Annotated in this window: 12 protein-coding genes; 10 read left to right on the forward strand and 2 right to left on the reverse strand. The window is 70.9% G+C overall.

Annotation, left to right across the window (positions count from 1 at the left end; translation table 11 throughout):
* Positions 1 to 135: 135 nt before the first annotated feature.
* Positions 136 to 1542, reverse strand: coding sequence for a diaminopimelate decarboxylase (locus ACWD4J_RS41095; RefSeq protein ID WP_451400663.1), 1407 nt, complete (start codon positions 1540 to 1542; stop codon positions 136 to 138).
* A gap of 136 nt (positions 1543 to 1678) precedes the next feature.
* Here ACWD4J_RS41095 and hutU point away from each other — a divergent pair, with 136 nt between their 5' ends.
* From hutU to hutI, 4 genes are all read left to right on the forward strand, one after another.
* Positions 1679 to 3337, forward strand: coding sequence for a urocanate hydratase (gene hutU, locus ACWD4J_RS41100; protein WP_451400664.1), 1659 nt, complete (start codon positions 1679 to 1681; stop codon positions 3335 to 3337).
* Positions 3338 to 3510: 173 nt separating this feature from the next.
* Positions 3511 to 4710: an allantoate amidohydrolase gene (locus tag ACWD4J_RS41105; protein WP_451400665.1), complete on the forward strand. Its 1200-nt coding sequence runs from the start codon at positions 3511 to 3513 to the stop codon at positions 4708 to 4710.
* The gene (locus ACWD4J_RS41110; protein ID WP_451400666.1) at positions 4701 to 6074 is read left to right on the forward strand and encodes a formimidoylglutamate deiminase; all 1374 of its coding nucleotides are present in this window, start codon (positions 4701 to 4703) and stop codon (positions 6072 to 6074) included. The genes ACWD4J_RS41105 and ACWD4J_RS41110 overlap by 10 nt, the downstream gene beginning before the upstream one ends.
* Positions 6075 to 6100: 26 nt before the next feature.
* Positions 6101 to 7282 carry an imidazolonepropionase gene (gene hutI / locus ACWD4J_RS41115; protein ID WP_451400667.1) on the forward strand — a complete coding sequence of 394 codons (1182 nt, stop codon included), beginning with the start codon at positions 6101 to 6103 and terminating at the stop codon, positions 7280 to 7282.
* Between the two features lie 300 nt (positions 7283 to 7582).
* On the opposite strand, the gene ACWD4J_RS41120 is transcribed toward hutI, so the two are convergent.
* On the reverse strand, positions 7583 to 9094 hold the full coding sequence (locus tag ACWD4J_RS41120) for a glycoside hydrolase family 3 protein (RefSeq protein WP_451400668.1): 1512 nt from the start codon (positions 9092 to 9094) through the stop codon (positions 7583 to 7585).
* Between the two features lie 597 nt (positions 9095 to 9691).
* On the opposite strand from ACWD4J_RS41120, the gene ACWD4J_RS41125 reads away from it, so the two are divergent.
* From ACWD4J_RS41125 to ACWD4J_RS41150, 6 genes are all read left to right on the forward strand, one after another.
* Positions 9692 to 10756: a phytanoyl-CoA dioxygenase family protein gene (locus ACWD4J_RS41125; RefSeq protein WP_451400669.1), complete on the forward strand. Its 1065-nt coding sequence runs from the start codon at positions 9692 to 9694 to the stop codon at positions 10754 to 10756.
* On the forward strand, positions 10738 to 12066 hold the full coding sequence (locus tag ACWD4J_RS41130; RefSeq protein ID WP_451400670.1) for a DUF6271 family protein: 1329 nt from the start codon (positions 10738 to 10740) through the stop codon (positions 12064 to 12066). Before ACWD4J_RS41125 ends, ACWD4J_RS41130 begins: the two co-directional genes overlap by 19 nt.
* An 8-nt stretch (positions 12067 to 12074) precedes the next feature.
* Positions 12075 to 13259, forward strand: coding sequence for a type III PLP-dependent enzyme (locus ACWD4J_RS41135; RefSeq protein ID WP_451400671.1), 1185 nt, complete (start codon positions 12075 to 12077; stop codon positions 13257 to 13259).
* On the forward strand, positions 13256 to 13831 hold the full coding sequence (locus tag ACWD4J_RS41140; protein WP_451400672.1) for a GNAT family N-acetyltransferase: 576 nt from the start codon (positions 13256 to 13258) through the stop codon (positions 13829 to 13831). The genes ACWD4J_RS41135 and ACWD4J_RS41140 overlap by 4 nt, the downstream gene beginning before the upstream one ends.
* Positions 13831 to 15003 carry an MFS transporter gene (locus ACWD4J_RS41145; protein ID WP_451400673.1) on the forward strand — a complete coding sequence of 391 codons (1173 nt, stop codon included), beginning with the start codon at positions 13831 to 13833 and terminating at the stop codon, positions 15001 to 15003. The genes ACWD4J_RS41140 and ACWD4J_RS41145 overlap by 1 nt, the downstream gene beginning before the upstream one ends.
* A 236-nt stretch (positions 15004 to 15239) precedes the next feature.
* Positions 15240 to 16742, forward strand: coding sequence for an FG-GAP repeat protein (locus ACWD4J_RS41150; protein ID WP_451400674.1), 1503 nt, complete (start codon positions 15240 to 15242; stop codon positions 16740 to 16742).
* Positions 16743 to 16864: the final 122 nt, after the last annotated feature.

Below are 16864 nucleotides of genomic sequence, written 5' to 3' on the forward strand. Positions count from 1 at the left end.
CCGGAGCGCCCTCGTGGCGGAGCCACGTGGGCGTTTCGGCAACGCGGCGAGCGTGCGTGCCAGGCGCCGCGAGGCAGGCGGGAATTTGACGACAGAGCCTAGTCCGCTCACAGCCGGCGGGGCGCGCGACGCAGGTCAGATGCCGTCCGTGAGCGCCCCCGCATGGGCCCCGCCCGACTCAGTGACGATCTCGTCGAGCGTCTGCGGGTCCCGGACCACGGCGAAGCGGATCCCGGCGAAGCGGACGCCGCCGCCCGGTGCTCCGTCGTCGGCGGCGGTGAAGCCGTAGATCCCCGGCCGGGCGAGCGAGTTGTACGCGTAGTGGTGCGCGAAGTAGTACGCACCGGTGTCGAGCGCCGCGGCGTGGTCGCCCTGCTCGAGCAGCGGGAGCGAGCGGTTCGTCGCGAGCAGGTCGCCCGCGAAGCAGGCGGGGCCCGCGATGTCCTGGACGACGTAGGGCCCGGTCTTCGGGCGGCCCTTCGCGTCGTACGCGGCGATCCGTAGCGGCCACAGCTCGGGCGCGTAGACGGTACGGGTCGCGACCTGCACGCCCGCGTGCGTGACCGCGATCGGCCGGCCGCCCGACGACTTCGCGTACTCGACGCGCGCCAGCACGGTTCCGTGCTTGGCGAGCAGTGACCGCCCGAACTCCGTCACCACCCCGTAGCGCCCGTCGAAGAGCCCCGGGACCTCCCGCTCGAGCAGCCGCGCGTACGTGCCGTAGGCCGGCGTCGGATCGTCCGTCGTGAAGTCGACGGGCAGGCCGCCGCCGATGTCGATGGTGTCGATCTGCTGCCGCCCGGCCTTCGCGTTGATCTCCTCGGCCAGCTCGTACGTCGTCGCGACACCCCGCGCCATCAGCTCCAGCGGCAGGCCCTGGGAGCCGGAGTGCGCGTGCAGCCGGGTCAGCCACGGGCGGTCCAGGTACGCGCGCACCACCCACGCGCGGGCGCCCTCGTCGAGCAGCGCGATCCCGAACTTGGAGGTGGCCGTGGCCGTGGACAGCGCCTCGATCGAACCGCGGCCGACGCCGGGGTTCACGCGCAGCCCGAGCGGTGAGGCGGTCGGCGCCGAGGCGACCAGGTCGTCGAGGCGGGCCAGCTCCTGGGGGTTGTCGGCGTTGACGGCGATACCGAGGGCGAGAGCCTCGCGCAGTTCGTCGACGGTCTTGGCGGGGGAGTCCAGCACGGTCCGGTCTGGGGGTACCCCGCCCGCGCGGGCCAGCGCCAGCTCGCCGGGGCTCGCGACCTCCGCGCCGATGCCGCAGGCGGCGAGGAGCCGCAGTACGGGCACGAGCGGGGTGGCCTTCACGGCGAAGGCGTGCAGTACGGGCGTACCGGGCGGGGTGACCTCGGCAAAGGCGCTGCGCAGCGCGGTGGCGGCGGCGCGGATGCCTGCCACGTCGAGGAGCCCGATGATGGGACTCCGGGGGCCGATGAGCCCCTGCTCGACGGCGGCGCGCACGGCCGCGTCGCGTCGGGCGCCCGCGTCGCGCCGTGCCGGTTCCTGCGCTTCGTCGTCGTGTTCCGCACCCTCGGCCATGCCTTCCAGGCAACCACCCGACGCGCGCCCGCGCGCCCGTACCGGCTGAAGGGAACGTATTGACTAGTTCTATTCAGGAAGCCAGGATGTGAATATCCGACGCAACATCCGCCGGCCCGCCCCAAGGAGGCAGACCATGTCAGGACCCCGCCCCGTACGAGCGCCGCGTGGTGCCGAGCTGAGCGCCCTGGGGTGGCAGCAGGAGGCCGCTCTGCGGATGCTGCAGAACAACCTCGACCCGGAGGTCGCCGAGCACCCCGACAAGCTCGTGGTCTACGGCGGCACGGGCAAGGCGGCCCGCGACTGGCGTTCCTTCGACGCCATGGTCCGCACCCTGCGGACGCTGAAGCAGGACGAGACGATGCTCGTGCAGTCCGGCCGCCCGGTCGGCGTGATGCAGACGCACGAGTGGGCCCCGCGCGTCCTGATCGCCAACTCCAACCTCGTCGGCGACTGGGCGAACTGGGAGGAGTTCCGCAGGCTGGAGGCCCTGGGCCTGACGATGTACGGCCAGATGACGGCCGGTTCGTGGATCTACATCGGTACGCAGGGCATCCTGCAGGGCACCTACGAGACCTTCTCGGCCGTGGCGGCGAAGAAGTTCGGCGGCACGCTCGCCGGGACCATCACGCTGACCGCGGGCCTCGGCGGCATGGGCGGCGCCCAGCCGCTCGCCGTGACGATGAACGACGGCGTTGCCATCTGCATCGACTGCGACCCGCGCGCCATCGAGCGCCGCATCGAACACCGCTACCTGGACGTGAAGGCCGACTCGCTCGACCACGCGCTCCAGCTCGCGGTGGAGGCGCGCGACGCCCGCCGCCCGCTCTCCATCGGCGTCCTCGGCAACGCCGCCGAGCTCGTCCCGCAGCTCCTCGCAATGAACGCCCCCATCGACATCGTGACCGACCAGACGTCGGCCCACGACCCCCTGTCGTACCTCCCGCTCGGCGTGGCGTTCGAGGACATGGCGTCGTACGCCGCGGAGAAGCCCGCCGACTTCACGCAGCGCGCCCGGGAGTCGATGGCCCGGCACGTGGAGGCGATGGTCGGCTTCATGGACGCGGGCGCCGAGGTCTTCGACTACGGCAACTCGATCCGCGGCGAGGCCCAGCTCGCCGGCTACGACCGGGCGTTCGCGTTCCCCGGCTTCGTACCGGCCTACATCCGGCCGCTGTTCTGCGAGGGCAAGGGCCCGTTCCGCTGGGCCGCGCTGTCGGGTGAGGCCTCGGACATCGCCAAGACGGACAAGGCGATCCTGGACCTGTTCCCGGAGAACGAGTCGCTGGCCCGTTGGATCAAGTTGGCGGGGGAGCGCGTCCACTTCCAGGGCCTCCCCGCGCGTATCTGCTGGCTGGGCTACGGCGAACGGGACCGCGCGGGCGAACGCTTCAACGACATGGTCGCGAGCGGAGAGCTGGCGGCCCCGCTCGCGATCGGCCGCGACCACCTCGACTGCGGCTCGGTCGCATCCCCGTACCGCGAGACGGAGGCGATGCTCGACGGCTCCGACGCCATCGCCGACTGGCCGCTGCTCAACGCCATGGTGAACGTGGCCTCGGGCGCGTCGTGGGTGTCCATCCACCACGGCGGCGGCGTCGGCATGGGCCGCTCGATCCACGCGGGCCAGGTGACGGTCGCGGACGGCACACCGCTGGCGGCCGAGAAGATCCGCCGCGTCCTGACGAACGACCCCGGCATGGGCGTCATCCGGCATGTGGACGCGGGCTACGACCGGGCGGACGACGTGGCGCGGGAGCGCGGGGTACGGGTTCCCATGCGGGAGGGGCAGTGAGCATGCCGCACGGCTCCTCGAACGCCGAAGGGGCTGATTTTTCAGCCCGTCCGGCGTTTGAGGACGAGCCCGAAGGGCGACTGCGGAGCCCCCTGGTTTCGGGAAGGGGCGCCCGCGCGCGGAGCGCGCTGAAAGGGCACAGCGGGGAAGAAAACCCACCCTCGTTCCACCAGATGTGGCAGGACCTGAAGCCCATCGGCCGCAACCCGGAAAGCGGCGGCTACCGCCGCTACGCCTGGACCCCGGCGGACGCCGACTGCCGGGCGTGGTTCGAGGCCCAGGCCCGTTCCAGGGGCCTGACCTACGAACTGGACCGCAACGGCAACCAGTGGGCGTGGCTGGGCGACCCCACCCAGGGCAACGTCGTCGTCACGGGCTCCCACCTGGACTCCGTCCCCGACGGCGGCCCCTTCGACGGCCCCCTCGGCGTCGTCTCGTCGTTCGCAGCCCTGGACGAACTCCGCCGCAGGGGAGCGGAGTTCACCAGACCCCTGGCGATCGTCAACTTCGGCGACGAGGAGGGCGCCCGCTTCGGCCTGGCCTGCGTAGGCTCGCGCCTCACCGCGGGACAGCTGACGCCCCAGCAGGCGTACAAGCTCCGCGACGCCGACGGGATCACCCTCCCCCAGGCGATGGAGGCGGCCGGCCACGACCCGGAGAAGATCGGCCCGGACCCGGACCGCCTGTCCCGTATCGGCGCCTTCGTGGAACTCCACGTGGAGCAAGGCCGCGCCCTGGACCTGTCAGGCGACCGCATCGGCATCGCCAGCGCCATCTGGCCCCACGGCCGCTGGCGCTTCGACTTCCGTGGCGAGGCCAACCACGCGGGCACGACCCGCCTGGTCGACCGCCGAGACCCGATGCTGTCGTACGCGGAGACGGTCCTGGCGGCCCGCCGCGAGGCGGAACTCGCGGGCGCGGTCGCCACCTTCGGCAAGATCACGGTCGAGCCGAACGGCGTCAACGCGATCCCGTCCCTCGTCCGCGGCTGGCTCGACTCCCGCGCGGCCGACCAGGCGACTCTCGACACGGTTGTCGGAGGCATCGAGAAGGCGGCCCGCGAGTACGCCGACCGCCACGGCATCGAACTCGACGTCGTACGGGAATCGTTCACCCCGGTCGTCGAGTTCGAACACGCACTCCGCGACGAAATGGCCCGGATCCTCACGCGCGAAGGAGGCGAGGTCCCCGTCCTCGGCACCGGCGCGGGACACGACGCCGGGATCCTCTCCGGCTCGGTCCCCACAGCCATGCTGTTCGTACGCAACCCCACCGGCGTCTCGCACTCGCCGGCCGAGTACGCGTCGGAGGACGACTGCCTGGCCGGGGTGACCGCACTCGCCGACGTACTGGAAGGTCTGGCGTGCACGTGAAGACGTACTGGCTGGAACAGGCGTGGCTGGACACGAACGTCGAGCCGGGCGTGGCACTCGACGCCGACGTCGCGGACGGCCGGATCATCGCCGTCCGCAAGGGCGTCGGCACCCCACCCCCCGGCGCCGAGATCCTCCGCGGCCTGACCATCCCGGGCCTCGCCAACGCCCACTCGCACGCTTTCCACCGGGCGCTGCGCGGCACGGTGCAGGTCGGCTCCGGCACGTTCTGGACATGGCGGGAAGTCATGTACTCGGTCGCGGACCGGCTGACCCCCGAGACGTATCACGCGCTGGCGCGGGCGGTGTACGCGGAGATGGCGCTCGCGGGCGTCACGGTGGTCGGCGAGTTCCACTATGTGCACCACGCGCCGGGCGGCACCCGGTACGCCGACCCGAACGCGATGGGAGAGGCGCTGATCGCGGCGGCGTCGGAGGCCGGGATCCGCATCACGCTCCTCGACACGGCGTATGTCTCGTCCGGTTTCGGCGAGCCGCCGAACCAGCACCAGCGGCGCTTCTCCGACGGTACGGCGCAGGCGTGGGCGGAGCGGACGGCACTGCTGGCGCCCCAGCTGAAGGACCAGGACCACGCGCGGATCGGCGCGGCGATCCACTCCGTACGGGCGGTCCCGGCCGACCAGCTCGCGACGGTCGCCGAATGGGCCGACGCCCGCCGGGCACCCCTCCACGTGCACCTCTCCGAGCAGACCGCCGAGAACAACGCCTGCCTGGAGGCGTACGGCCGCACACCCACGCAACTCCTTGCCGACCACGGCGTGCTGGGCCCGCGCACGACGGGCGTGCACAACACGCACCTCACACCCGAGGACATCAACCTGATCGGCTCCACGACCACGGGCACCTGCATGTGCCCGACCACGGAACGGGACCTGGCGGACGGCATCGGCCCGGCGGCAGCCCTCCAGAAGGCGGGCTCGCCGCTCTCGCTCGGCTCCGACAGCCACGCGGTGATCGACCTCCTGGAGGAGGCGCGCGCGATGGAGCTGAACGAGCGGCTGCGCACCCGCACCCGCGGCCACTGGACGGCGGCGGCCCTGCTGCGGGCGGCCACGGCGGACGGCTACGCGGCGCTGGGCTGGACCGACGAGACGGGCGCACCCGAAGCGGGCGTACTGGAACCGGGCGCCCTCGCCGACTTCACCACCGTCGCCCTGGACTCCGTCCGCACGGCCGGTACCCTGCCCCGCCTCGGCGCAGAGACGGCGGTTTTCGCGGCCACGGCGGCGGATGTGCGCCATACGGTCGTGGGGGGCCGCCATGTCGTACGCGACGGGGTGCACACCCTGATCCCGGACGTACCGTCGGCGCTGGCGGAATCGATCGAAGCGCTGCGCTCGTAGCGCACCGAGAGGACTCCGAGGACTCCATGAGTACCGCAGCAAAGACAGCCGTCATCACCAACATCGGCAGCCTGGTCACCAACGACCCCAGCGCGGGTGATGGCCCCCTCGGCCTCCTGCGGAACGCGGCCGTGGTGATCGAGGGCGAGCGCGTCGCCTGGATCGGCCCGGCGTCCGGGGCCCCGGCCGCCGACACGGCGTACGACGCGGAGGGCCGGGCCGTGATCCCCGGCTTCGTGGACTCGCACTCGCACCTGGTCTTCGCGGGCGACCGTACGGAGGAGTTCAACGCCCGGATGTCGGGCCGCCCTTACTCGGCGGGCGGCATCCGCACGACGGTGGCCGCGACGCGCGCCGCGACGGACGCCGAACTGGAGGCCAACCTCACCCGCTACCTCCGCGAGGCCCTGCACCAGGGCACGACGACGTTCGAGACGAAGTCCGGCTACGGCCTGACGGTGGAGGACGAGGCCCGTGCCCTGCGCATCGCGTCGGCCCACACGGACGAGGTGACGTACCTGGGCGCCCACATCGTGCCCCCGGACTACGCGGACGACCCGGCCGCGTACGTCGCCCTGGTGACGGGCGACATGCTGGACGCCTGCGCCCCGCACGCCCGCTGGATCGACGTCTTCTGCGAGAAGGGCGCCTTCGACGGCGACCAGGCCCGCACGATCCTCACGGCGGGAAGGTCGCGAGGCCTCCACCCCCGAATCCACGCGAACCAGCTCTCGTACGGCCCGGGCGTCCAACTGGCGGTCGAACTGGACGCGGCATCGGCCGACCACTGCACCCACCTCACGGACGAGGACGTGGACGCCCTGGCCACCTCGCAGACGGTGGCGACCCTCCTCCCCGGTGCGGAGTTCTCCACCCGGGCGGAGTGGCCGAACGCCCGCCGCCTCCTCGACGCAGGAGCCACCGTCGCGCTCTCCACGGACTGCAACCCGGGCTCGTCCTTCACGTCCTCGGTCCCGTTCTGCATCGCCCTTGCGGTGCGGGACATGGGGATGACCCCGGACGAGGCGGTCTGGTCGGCGACGGCGGGCGGGGCGGCGGCACTGCGCCGCGACGACATCGGCCGCATCGCCCCAGGCACCTACGCCGACCTGGCCCTGCTGGACGCCCCGAGCCATGTGCACCTGGCGTACCGGCCGGGGGTGCCGCTGGTTTCGGGGGTGTGGAGGCGGGGGGTACGCGCGGTCTGACAGCCGCTTCGCGGCGAATACGTTGCAGACCGTGGCGGCCACGACGACCCGTTGCAGACAGTGACCGGCATCAGCGGGGAGGTCCCATCGTGGGCGCAACGGAAACCCGGCATCCGTGCGAGGAAGGCGACGTGGAAGTGCGCGCCGGGAAGCGTCGGCCGGGGCGTCGCCTCATTCTGCCGACGCGCGCCAGGGTCCGGCCGCAGCTTTCCGTGACCGTGCCCTGGTGAACACCGGCTACTTGACGACGCTCAGCGGCAGCGGCTTCATGCCCGTGGGCGAGCCCTTCGGGATCACCGCCTACCGGGCACCAGCCAGGACCTCCGCGGCGGCCACCCCGGACGCGGCGGTGGCACCGTGCGTGAAGATCTGTACCGCTCCGGGGACAGCGGCGCCCGGCAGGCCCATCTCCACGACGATCGCGTCGGGACGCGCCGCGGTGAGGTCCCCGAGGGCGCGGGCCATCCACTCATGCCGGGAGGCGTCCCTGACTACGACGACCAAGGGGCGCCCTGAGGCCGGTTCCAGTACGCGCGCCTCCAGGGCGGCGGTCCGCGAGTGCAGCTCCTGGTGGTGCACCCGGGCAGAGGTCGTTCCGGGCAGTCGCTCGCGCAGCGGGACGGCGACACCCCAAGGGGTCTCCTTGCCGATGGCCAGGTTGGTGGTGGGCACCAACTCCACCACGTGCGGCGCGGCGGACAGGGGCAGAGCGTCCTGCACGTCTCCGGTCAGCCGGATGGCGCGGCGGGCGGCCGCGAAGCCGATGTCGCCGCTGACCGTGTCGACGGTGCCGGTCTGGCCGAGGCCCGCCGACCAGTCCCCGAACGCCCGTACGCGGTCAGCCGCCTCATCGAGTCGTTCTTCGGTGAGGTCCCCGGAGACGACGGCGTCGACGAGAGCGCCGGCGAGCAGGTCGACGGTGGCCTCCTCGGCGTTCTCCCCGCCGACGCAGACGGCGTCGGCACCGGCCGCGACCGCTCTCACCGTGGCCCCGCCGATTCCGTAGAGATCGGCGACGGCACCCATCTCGATGGCGTCGGTGACGATCAGGCCGTCGAACCCGAGCTCCTGGCGGAGCAGGTCGCCCAGGATGCGTCGGCTGAGGGTGGCGGGCAGGTCGGGGTCGTAGGCGGGGACCAGGAGATGGCCGGTCATCACCGCGCGAACGCCCGCGTCCACGGCGGCCCGAAACGGAGGCAGGGCCTGGGCGGCGATCTCGTCGCGGCCGGCATCGTAGGTGGGCAGGCCGTGGTGGGAGTCGACGGCGACGTCGCCGTGGCCGGGGAAGTGCTTGGCGCAGGCGGCGACCCCGCCCGACTGAAGCCCCCGGATCCATGCGGCGGTGTGCCGGGAGACCACCTTCGGGTCGGTGCCGAAGGATCTGACTCCGATGATCGGGTTGTCGGGGTTGGAGTTGACGTCCGCGCTCGGCGCGTAGTCGAGGCTCACACCGGCGGCGCGCAGCTGGCGGCCCAGGTCGGCGGCGACGGACTCGGTCAGTTCGGTGTCGTCGACGGTGCCGAGGGCGAAGTTGCCCGGCCGGGTGGAGCCGGTCGCGGATTCGATGCGGGTGACATCGCCGGCCTCCTCGTCGATCGCGATGATCAACGCGGGGTTCTCCGCACGTAGTTGCTCGGCCAGACGGGCGACCTGGTCCAGCGAGACGATGTTGCGGGAGAAGAGCACGACGGATGCCAGCCCGTCACTGATCTCGCGCAGGACCCAGTCCGGCGCCTCGGTGCCCACGAACCCCGGCTGCAGGACGGAGAGCGCCAGTCGTCGCAACTTCTTGCTGTGCTTGCCAGAGGCCATCGAGGACGCCTTTCAGGTAGGGCACGCGCGTGCATGCCGCCGATGAACTCGCATCGACGGCATGGAATCGACTTGGTACAGACCAATGACGCCCTGGCTAACCGCTCGTGTCAAGAGGGGTGTTGGTTCGATTGCCGGCGTCGCCGCTGAGTCCGTTACGTGGGATTGCCCCCTTTCGTCTGACGTCAACTGGTCCTGAACGACTGCTTCTTGATGGCGACACGCGCACAACTCGCATGTTTGACAGTGCTCGTTGGTCTAGTCCAACTTAGTGGGACGCGGGTTCGAAGAAGGACTGGTGCGGCACGTGGCGCAGTGACCCTGTGAGCCGACCGCCGCTCTTCAGACCGTGCGACAGTGCGCTCCTTCCAGCGCAGTCGCCCGGCGCCAGCGCGCGTCCCGATGACGAGGCGCGCAGACCATCGCACATCCGCGTTCATGTGCCGCAAGCCCATCAGTGACCACATTCCCGTCCCCATCGCCACATGCGTCGACGGGGCGCGCAGGGTGTTCCCGGCTCCGACCGCATGCACCTTGCACAGTTGGCGACCCCCGGCCGGGGGCCACCGGTCAAGAGATCGAGGTCTGGAGTACTTCATGCCGACGCCTGACCGCTATCTGCATCGAGCCGCATCGGACGTCCCCTACTTCAGTTCGGACGGCGAGACATACCTGGCACAGACGCCGCTGCGGGACCTGACGAAGACACGCCGGCTCAGGGTGCTGTCCGAGGAGGACTTCGCCTTCTGGCAGACCTACGGCTATGTCGTGGTGAAGCAGGCGATCCCCGCCTCGTCGGCCCGACGCCTGCTGGACTTCGCCTGGGACTTCCAGGGGCTCGACCCCGATCGTCCCGACACGTGGTACCAGGACCGCGAGTACCGCTCGGACCTGGACCGGGAACTGCACATCTACGGGTTCGTCGAGGCCTACCACCACCAGCTCATATGGGACAGCCGCCAGACGCAACGGGTCTACGACGCGTTCGCCGACGTGTGGGACTGTGAAGAGCTGTGGGTGACCCTCGACCGGCTCAACCTGAACCCCCCCAACATCAAGAACCGCGACCGCGCCCTGATCCCGCACACGGAGAAGGGGTTCGACATCAAGCTCCACTGGGATGTCGACACCACGCTCGGTGTGCTGCCGCAGCGGGTCCAGGGGATCATCGCCCTGAACGACACCAGGCCGGAACTAGGCGGCTTCCAGTGCTGCCCCGAGCTGTTCCGGCAGTTCGACCGGTGGAAGGCACTCCAGCCGGACGGCCGTGACCCCATCCGGCCCAGCGTCGACCCCGCTGAGTTCCCCGTGGTGCGACCGGAACTCCAGGCCGGCGACCTGCTGATCTTCAACGGCCTGCTGGCGCACGGTGTGGGGCCCAACACTTCCGAGACCGGAGTGCGGGCGGCCCAGTACCTGTCGATGATGCCGGCCCTGGAGTCCCACCAGGCCCTCAGGCGCTCACGGGTCGACTCGTGGCGCACTCTCAGCACGCCGGACTGGAACGGGACGCTGCTCGGCGACATCACCAAGCACGAATCCCTGCGGTACGGCAGGGCCGCCCTCGACGAGCTGGGGGAGAAGTTGCTGGGCCTCACGTCCTGGAGCGGGGCGGACCTCGACGAGCCGGTCGGAGAAGAGTCATGCGCAGAATTTGTCTGACCCTTCCCACCAACAGGCCGTGCTCCGCGACGATCGAGGCCATCGGTGAGGAAGCGGCCTACGCCGCCGAGCACTTCGACGCCGAGGTGCACCTGCTGATCCTGGACTCCTGCGACGCACCCGCGTATGCGGAACACGCCGAGGCCCTGCGCCGCATGCCCGGCAGTTCGCGGATCGTCGTGCACCACCTCGACGAGGCGCGGCAGCGGGACTTCCTCCAGCGGGTGATCGGCCGGGCCGGGGCCATGAAGCCCGACCTCCTGCTGGAGTTGATGCTCCCGGCCGGCCTCTCCTACGGTGCCTGCACCAACCGCGCGTTCCTCATCGGCGTCGCGCTCGGCTGCGAGTCCGTTCACCGCAGGGACTCCGACAGCCGGTACCAGGTGGTGAACGGCGAGACGGTCTTTCCCATTCATCACGAACTCATGTCGCTGGGCAAGCGCGCGGCCGACGCCGCGCACGGTGTCACCGACAACGCGCTGGCCGCGAAGCACACCGGCAAACGGGTCGCGATGGTGGGCAGCTCCTTCGTCGGCGAACTGTCCGTGGACATCGGCGAGATCCTCCAGGCCGACCCCGACGTCTACTACGACATGGTCGGCCTGTGGGCGCCCGTCCACTGGTCCGGCGAGCAGAAGAGGCAACTGGTCGACGAGTCCTTCCGCGGGGCCGGCTCCGACGCGTTCACCCGGGACCACTCGACGCTGACCCTGGTCGACCCCATGCGTGTGGACATGTGCAACATCAGCTTCCACGGGGTGCACGAACGCGTGCCGTTGCCGCCCGCGACCGACACGATCGGCAGTGACTACTTTCTGATCCATCTGGTCCACGACGCCGCGCTCCCGGGTGTTCTGCACAACCGGAACATCGTGAACTTCTACACCGGCGAACGCAGGACCGACCTCGGGTTCGAGGCGTACCAGATGCGCTTCGTCAAATTCCTGCTGTCGATGCTCTACTTCAACTTCATCTACGACAGGATGGCCCAGGCCGGCGAGGCGTTACTCGACGACCGGGGGCAGGTGCGCGCGTCCGCCGTCGCCCGGATGGTCAGAGAGAGCACACAGCTCGACCGGACAGAGAACGTCCAGCGGCTGGACACCCTCGACGCCGCATACAAGAAGCTGGGCGGCAGATACGCCACCTTCGCGGATCTCCTGGCGGCGCGTCGCGAACGCCTTCTCGACGAAGCGCGCAGCGACATCGAGGACTTCGCCCTGCTGATCGAGGCATGGGAGCCGCTGGTGCGTGCGGCCGGACTCACCCCCGTACATCAGTCGCCCGGACAGCCGGGGAATACGGGGTGAGGGCGACCATGACGCATGAGCCCGCGCCTCTGTTCGCTGCGCTCGCCGCCGCTACCCAGGACCAGATCGTCTTCGACCTGACCGGAATCGAGGACCGCTACGAGACGCTGCGGCGCGAACTGCCCGGAGTCTCATTCCGTTTCGCGCTGAAGGCCTGTCCGGTGGACGAGGTCCTCGAGTGCCTGGCGAGGAAGGGGGCCGGAGTCGACGGGGCAAGCCCCCGTGAACTGGAGCAGGCGCTGCGGGCGGGCGTGCCGCTCGACAGGATGCACTACGGCAACACCGTCAAGTCCGACCGGAACATCGCCGACGCCCACCGCCTCGGCGTGCGGGACTTCGCGACCGACAGCCTGGAGGACGTGGCGTCGATAGCGGCCCATGCTCCGCGAGCCCGGGTGTTCTGCAGACTGGCCACCGACGGGGCAGGGGCGCTGTGGGGCCTCAGCAACAAATTCGGCTGCTCGCCCGCCGACGCGGTGCGGGTGCTGGAAACGGCGCGGGAGAGAGGCCTGACACCCGCGGGCCTGTCCGTCCACGTCGGTTCCCAGCAGATGACGGCGGACGCCTGGCACAGCGCCGTCGAATGCCTGGCGGACGTCCTGACCGCCGTGGGCCGGCGCGGGATGTCCCTGGACCACGTCAACCTCGGCGGCGGCCTGCCGGCGCTCGGGTACCTCGACAGGTACGGCACACCACTGAACCCTCCGATGGACAAGATCTTCGCCGTGATCCGCGAGGGCATGCGGTACCTCAGGGAGGTCCACGGCGACCACCTCGAGTTCGTCATGGAACCGGGGCGCCATCTCGTCGCCGACCATGGAGCCATCCGGGCCCACGTGGCCCGGCTGTCCAAACGGCGAGGACCGAACGGCGAGCGCCAGTACTGGCTCTACCTGAGCTGCGGCAAGTTCAACGGCCTGTACGAGATGGACGCGCTGCAGTACCGCCTCGTGTTCCCCACGCACCGTGATACCGAGTACGTTCCCGCCGTCGTGGCAGGTCCCACCTGCGACAGCGACGACGCCTACCTCTCTGAACACGAGCACGGTCTCGTCCAGGTGCCCAAGGACGTGGCATCGGGGGATCCGGTCTGGGTGCTGTCCAGCGGTGCCTACGCCATCAGCTACATGAGCCGGGGCTTCAACGGCTTCGACCCGCTCCCGTACACCGTGACGAACGCGGGGCGCCCGTGAGCGACGACATCCACATACGCCACATCACCGATGCCGACTGGGACGGCATCGTGGCGATGGAGTCCCGTGCCTACGCCCGACTCGGCCTGTCGGAGGGGCGCGCGGCGCTGCGGTCCAGGGCGGACGCCTCGCCGAGCACGTGCTTCGTACTGGACGTCGGCTCCCGGCCGGCCGGGTACCTGCTGGCACTGCCCTATCCCGCCTTCCGGTACCCGGACCTGGACCGCGCGGAGGAGACGGTGGCCCCGTCGTCCGCCACGCGCAATCTCCATCTGCACGACATCGTGATCACGGAGAGTCTTCGCGGCACGGGACTGGCGCAGCGCCTCCTGAACCACCTCACCCTGACCGCCCGGTCGCACGGGCACGAGCGGATCTCGCTGATCGCCGTCGGCTGCAGCGAGACGTTCTGGTCGACGCGCGGGTTCACCGCGCACCCGGGGATCTCTCCCGGCGGCTACGGCACGAACGCCGTCTACATGTCCAAGGCGGTGCCGGCCGACCGGGCCGCACAGCCTGAGCCGACCGGCGTGGTGCCGCGCGGCCCGTCCTTCCACGACGAAGCGAGCTGATGTGCGTGTTCCGTGTGCATGACCCCTTCCTCCGCGGCCAGTTGGCGATCGCGGCACTGTTCTGTTCCCTCGGCTTCCAGTACGCCACCTGGGCCTCGCGGATCCCCGCCATCAAGGCGGACCTCGGCCTGACCGCGGCCCAGGTGGGTCTGTTGCTGATGGCGGCGGGGATCGGCGCGGTGGCGTCGTTCCCCCTGGTGGCGGTGGCCATGAAACGGCTGGGCTCGGCGCGGCTGGCCCTCCTGTCGGCCCTCTGCCTGACCCTGCTGCTCCTGGCACTGGCCGCGGCACCGAACTATCCGGTCGCCCTGCTGGTCCTGTTCGCCGACGGCGTTTTCGTAGGGGGCCTGAACGTCGCCATGAACGCGCAGGGAGCGGCCCTCGAGACCCTGCACGAACGCAACGCCATGGCCAGACTGCACGCCACATTCAGCGGCGGCTCGCTGCTCGCGGCCCTCCTTGCCTCGGGCATGAACGCGGCGACCCCCTCGATCATGGTCCACTTCGGCGTGGCGGCCGTCATCCTCGTGCTGCTGGGCGCCTGTGCGCGGCCCGGTCTTCTCGCCGAGGGCGCGCCTGCCGAAGGGGAGAAGGAGGAGGAGAAGAAGAGCCGCGGCAGATGGACCCTGCCGTCCCGCATGACGTTGTGGATGTGCTGCGCCATGGCGTTCGGCACCGTGACCGAGGGCGCGATGAACGACTGGTCCGCCCTCTACATGAAGGACGTGGCCAAGGCGACGGCGGAACTGGCGCCCATGGGTATCGCCGTGGTGTCGGGCATGATGGTGCTGGCCCGCCTCTTCGCCGACGGCTGGCGGAGCCGCTGGGGCGACGGGCGCATCGTCCTCCTCGGCAGTGCGCTGGCCGCCGCCGGGTTGGCCTTCGCCCTGGTGAGCGGTGGAGTGGTGCCGGCCCTCATCGGGTTCGCCTGCGTCGGCCTCGGATGCGCGGCCGTGACCCCGTGCGTCTACGTGGCCGCGGCGAAACAGGGCTCGGACGCGCTTGCTCTCGTTGCCGCCATGGGTACGACGGGCCTGCTGGCCGGGCCGCCGCTCATCGGTTTCGTGGCGAACTCGAGCAGCCTGGTGTGGGGCCTGGGGGTTGTCGCCGCCGCGGCGCTCGTGGTGTCCCTGTGCAGCACGCAGATCCGGTGGACACCCGTGACCGGCTGACCCGTGCCGAGGCCCACGGCAGGGGCACGGAGGCGTACGCGCCCCGGACTGGACCGGACTTGTGCGGGCCGCCGCGTCATGGCTGCCCGTACATGCGGCTGATCGCTTTTGTCCTGGGTATCCCGCGATATCCGTGATATCCGTACGTTCGCTCCCGCGTCCCGCGCTCCTGTATAAGCGTCGTGCCATTGGCCCCCCCCACGCTTCTCTTGCGTCCCCCCGAGACTGGAGCAATCTTGCGCGTACGCACCCTGGCTACCGCCGCGGCCGTCGCCGCGGCGGCATCCGCGGGCCTGTCCTTGACCCTCGTCCCCACGGCGAGTGCGGTCACCACCACGGCCGCCGACGACTTCAACGGCGACGGTGTCGCCGACCTCGTCGTGGCCACCCCCGGAGCCGGCGTCGACGGAATCACCGACGCCGGCTCGGTCACTGTCCTCTACGGCTCCGCCGACGGCGTGTCCCCCGCCCGTTCGGCGACCGTCACCCAGAACTCCCCGGATGTCCCGAGCACTGCCGAATCCGGCGACCGCTTCGGCAGCACCTACGCGACCGGCGACCTCGACGCCGACGGCTACACCGACCTCGTCGTCGGCGCCCCCGGCGAGCGGATGGACTACAGCAGTGGTTCCTACGGCAGCCTCACCGTCCTGTGGGGCGGCGCGGACGGCCTGGTGAGTGGCGGCGTCGAGATCGACAGCCCGCTCGCCGCCAGCGCTTTCGAAGCCGAGAAGGACTTCGCGAAGAAGGTCGTCGTCGCCGACCTCGACGGCGACGGCACTCCGCAGCTCGCCGCGCTCAGCCGCAACAAGCTGTGGGTGTACGACGATCTCGGGGGCCGCACGGCGCCGACCGGCGCGAAGTACTCCGAGTACTTCAACGCCTACATCGCGCCCAACACCCTGACCGCGGGCGACTTCACCGGAGCCGGGCGAGCCCAGCTGGCCGTCACGGGCTCCAAGAGCTGCGACGGCACCACGGACTGCCAGCACACCGGCGTCTACACCTGGGGCGCCGACCGGCTCGACTCGGTGTCCCTGGCGGACCCGAGCGCAGGCGCCTCCGGCGAGAACGAGGCCCCCACCGTCGCGGCCGCCGCCGGGGACATCGACCATGACGGCTACACCGACCTCGTCACTGGCCACATACCCGCATCGGCGGCCACATCGGGCGAGTACTCGGACGCCGCAGGCTTCGTCCACGTCCGCTACGGCAGCGCAGAGGGCCTCGGCGCCCAGCGCACCGCCACACTCGACCAGGACACCTCCGGCGTACCGGGCGCGAACGAGCCCGGCGACAACTTCGGCGCGTCCCTCGCGGTCGGCGACGTCACGGGCGACGGCTACGCGGACGTCGCGGTCGGCGTGCCGGGCGAGACGGTCGGCGGCGTGTCGCAGACCGGCGCCGCGGTCCTGCTCAAGGGCACGGCCACCGGCCTGACCGGCACCGGGGCCCAGGCGTTCCACCAGGCCACCAGCGGTGTGCCGGGCGCCGCGGAGGCCGACGACTGGTTCGGCTCCGCCGTACGCGTCGCCGACATCGACGGCAACGGCGCGTCGGACGTCGCGATCGCGGCGAAGGGCGAGGACGTCTTCTCCGGGTCGACACGCGACGGCGCCGACTGGGTGCTGCGCGGCTCGGCAACCGGACCGACGACGATCGGCGCGACCTCGTTCAGCGAGAAGCCCTTCGGCTTCACCTACGCCAACGCCGAGTTCGGCTCGGTCCTGGGCAACTGATCCCCGGCTCACCGCCGTACGCCTGTCCCACCTGGCCGGCCGCGACCGCTTGGGCGGTCGCGGCCGGAACTCAGCTGCGGCTCCTCCCATGATCAGCTGCGCCCACAGGCCGGCCTCGGACA

The sequence above is a fragment of the Streptomyces sp. NPDC002577 genome (assembly GCF_053594815.1).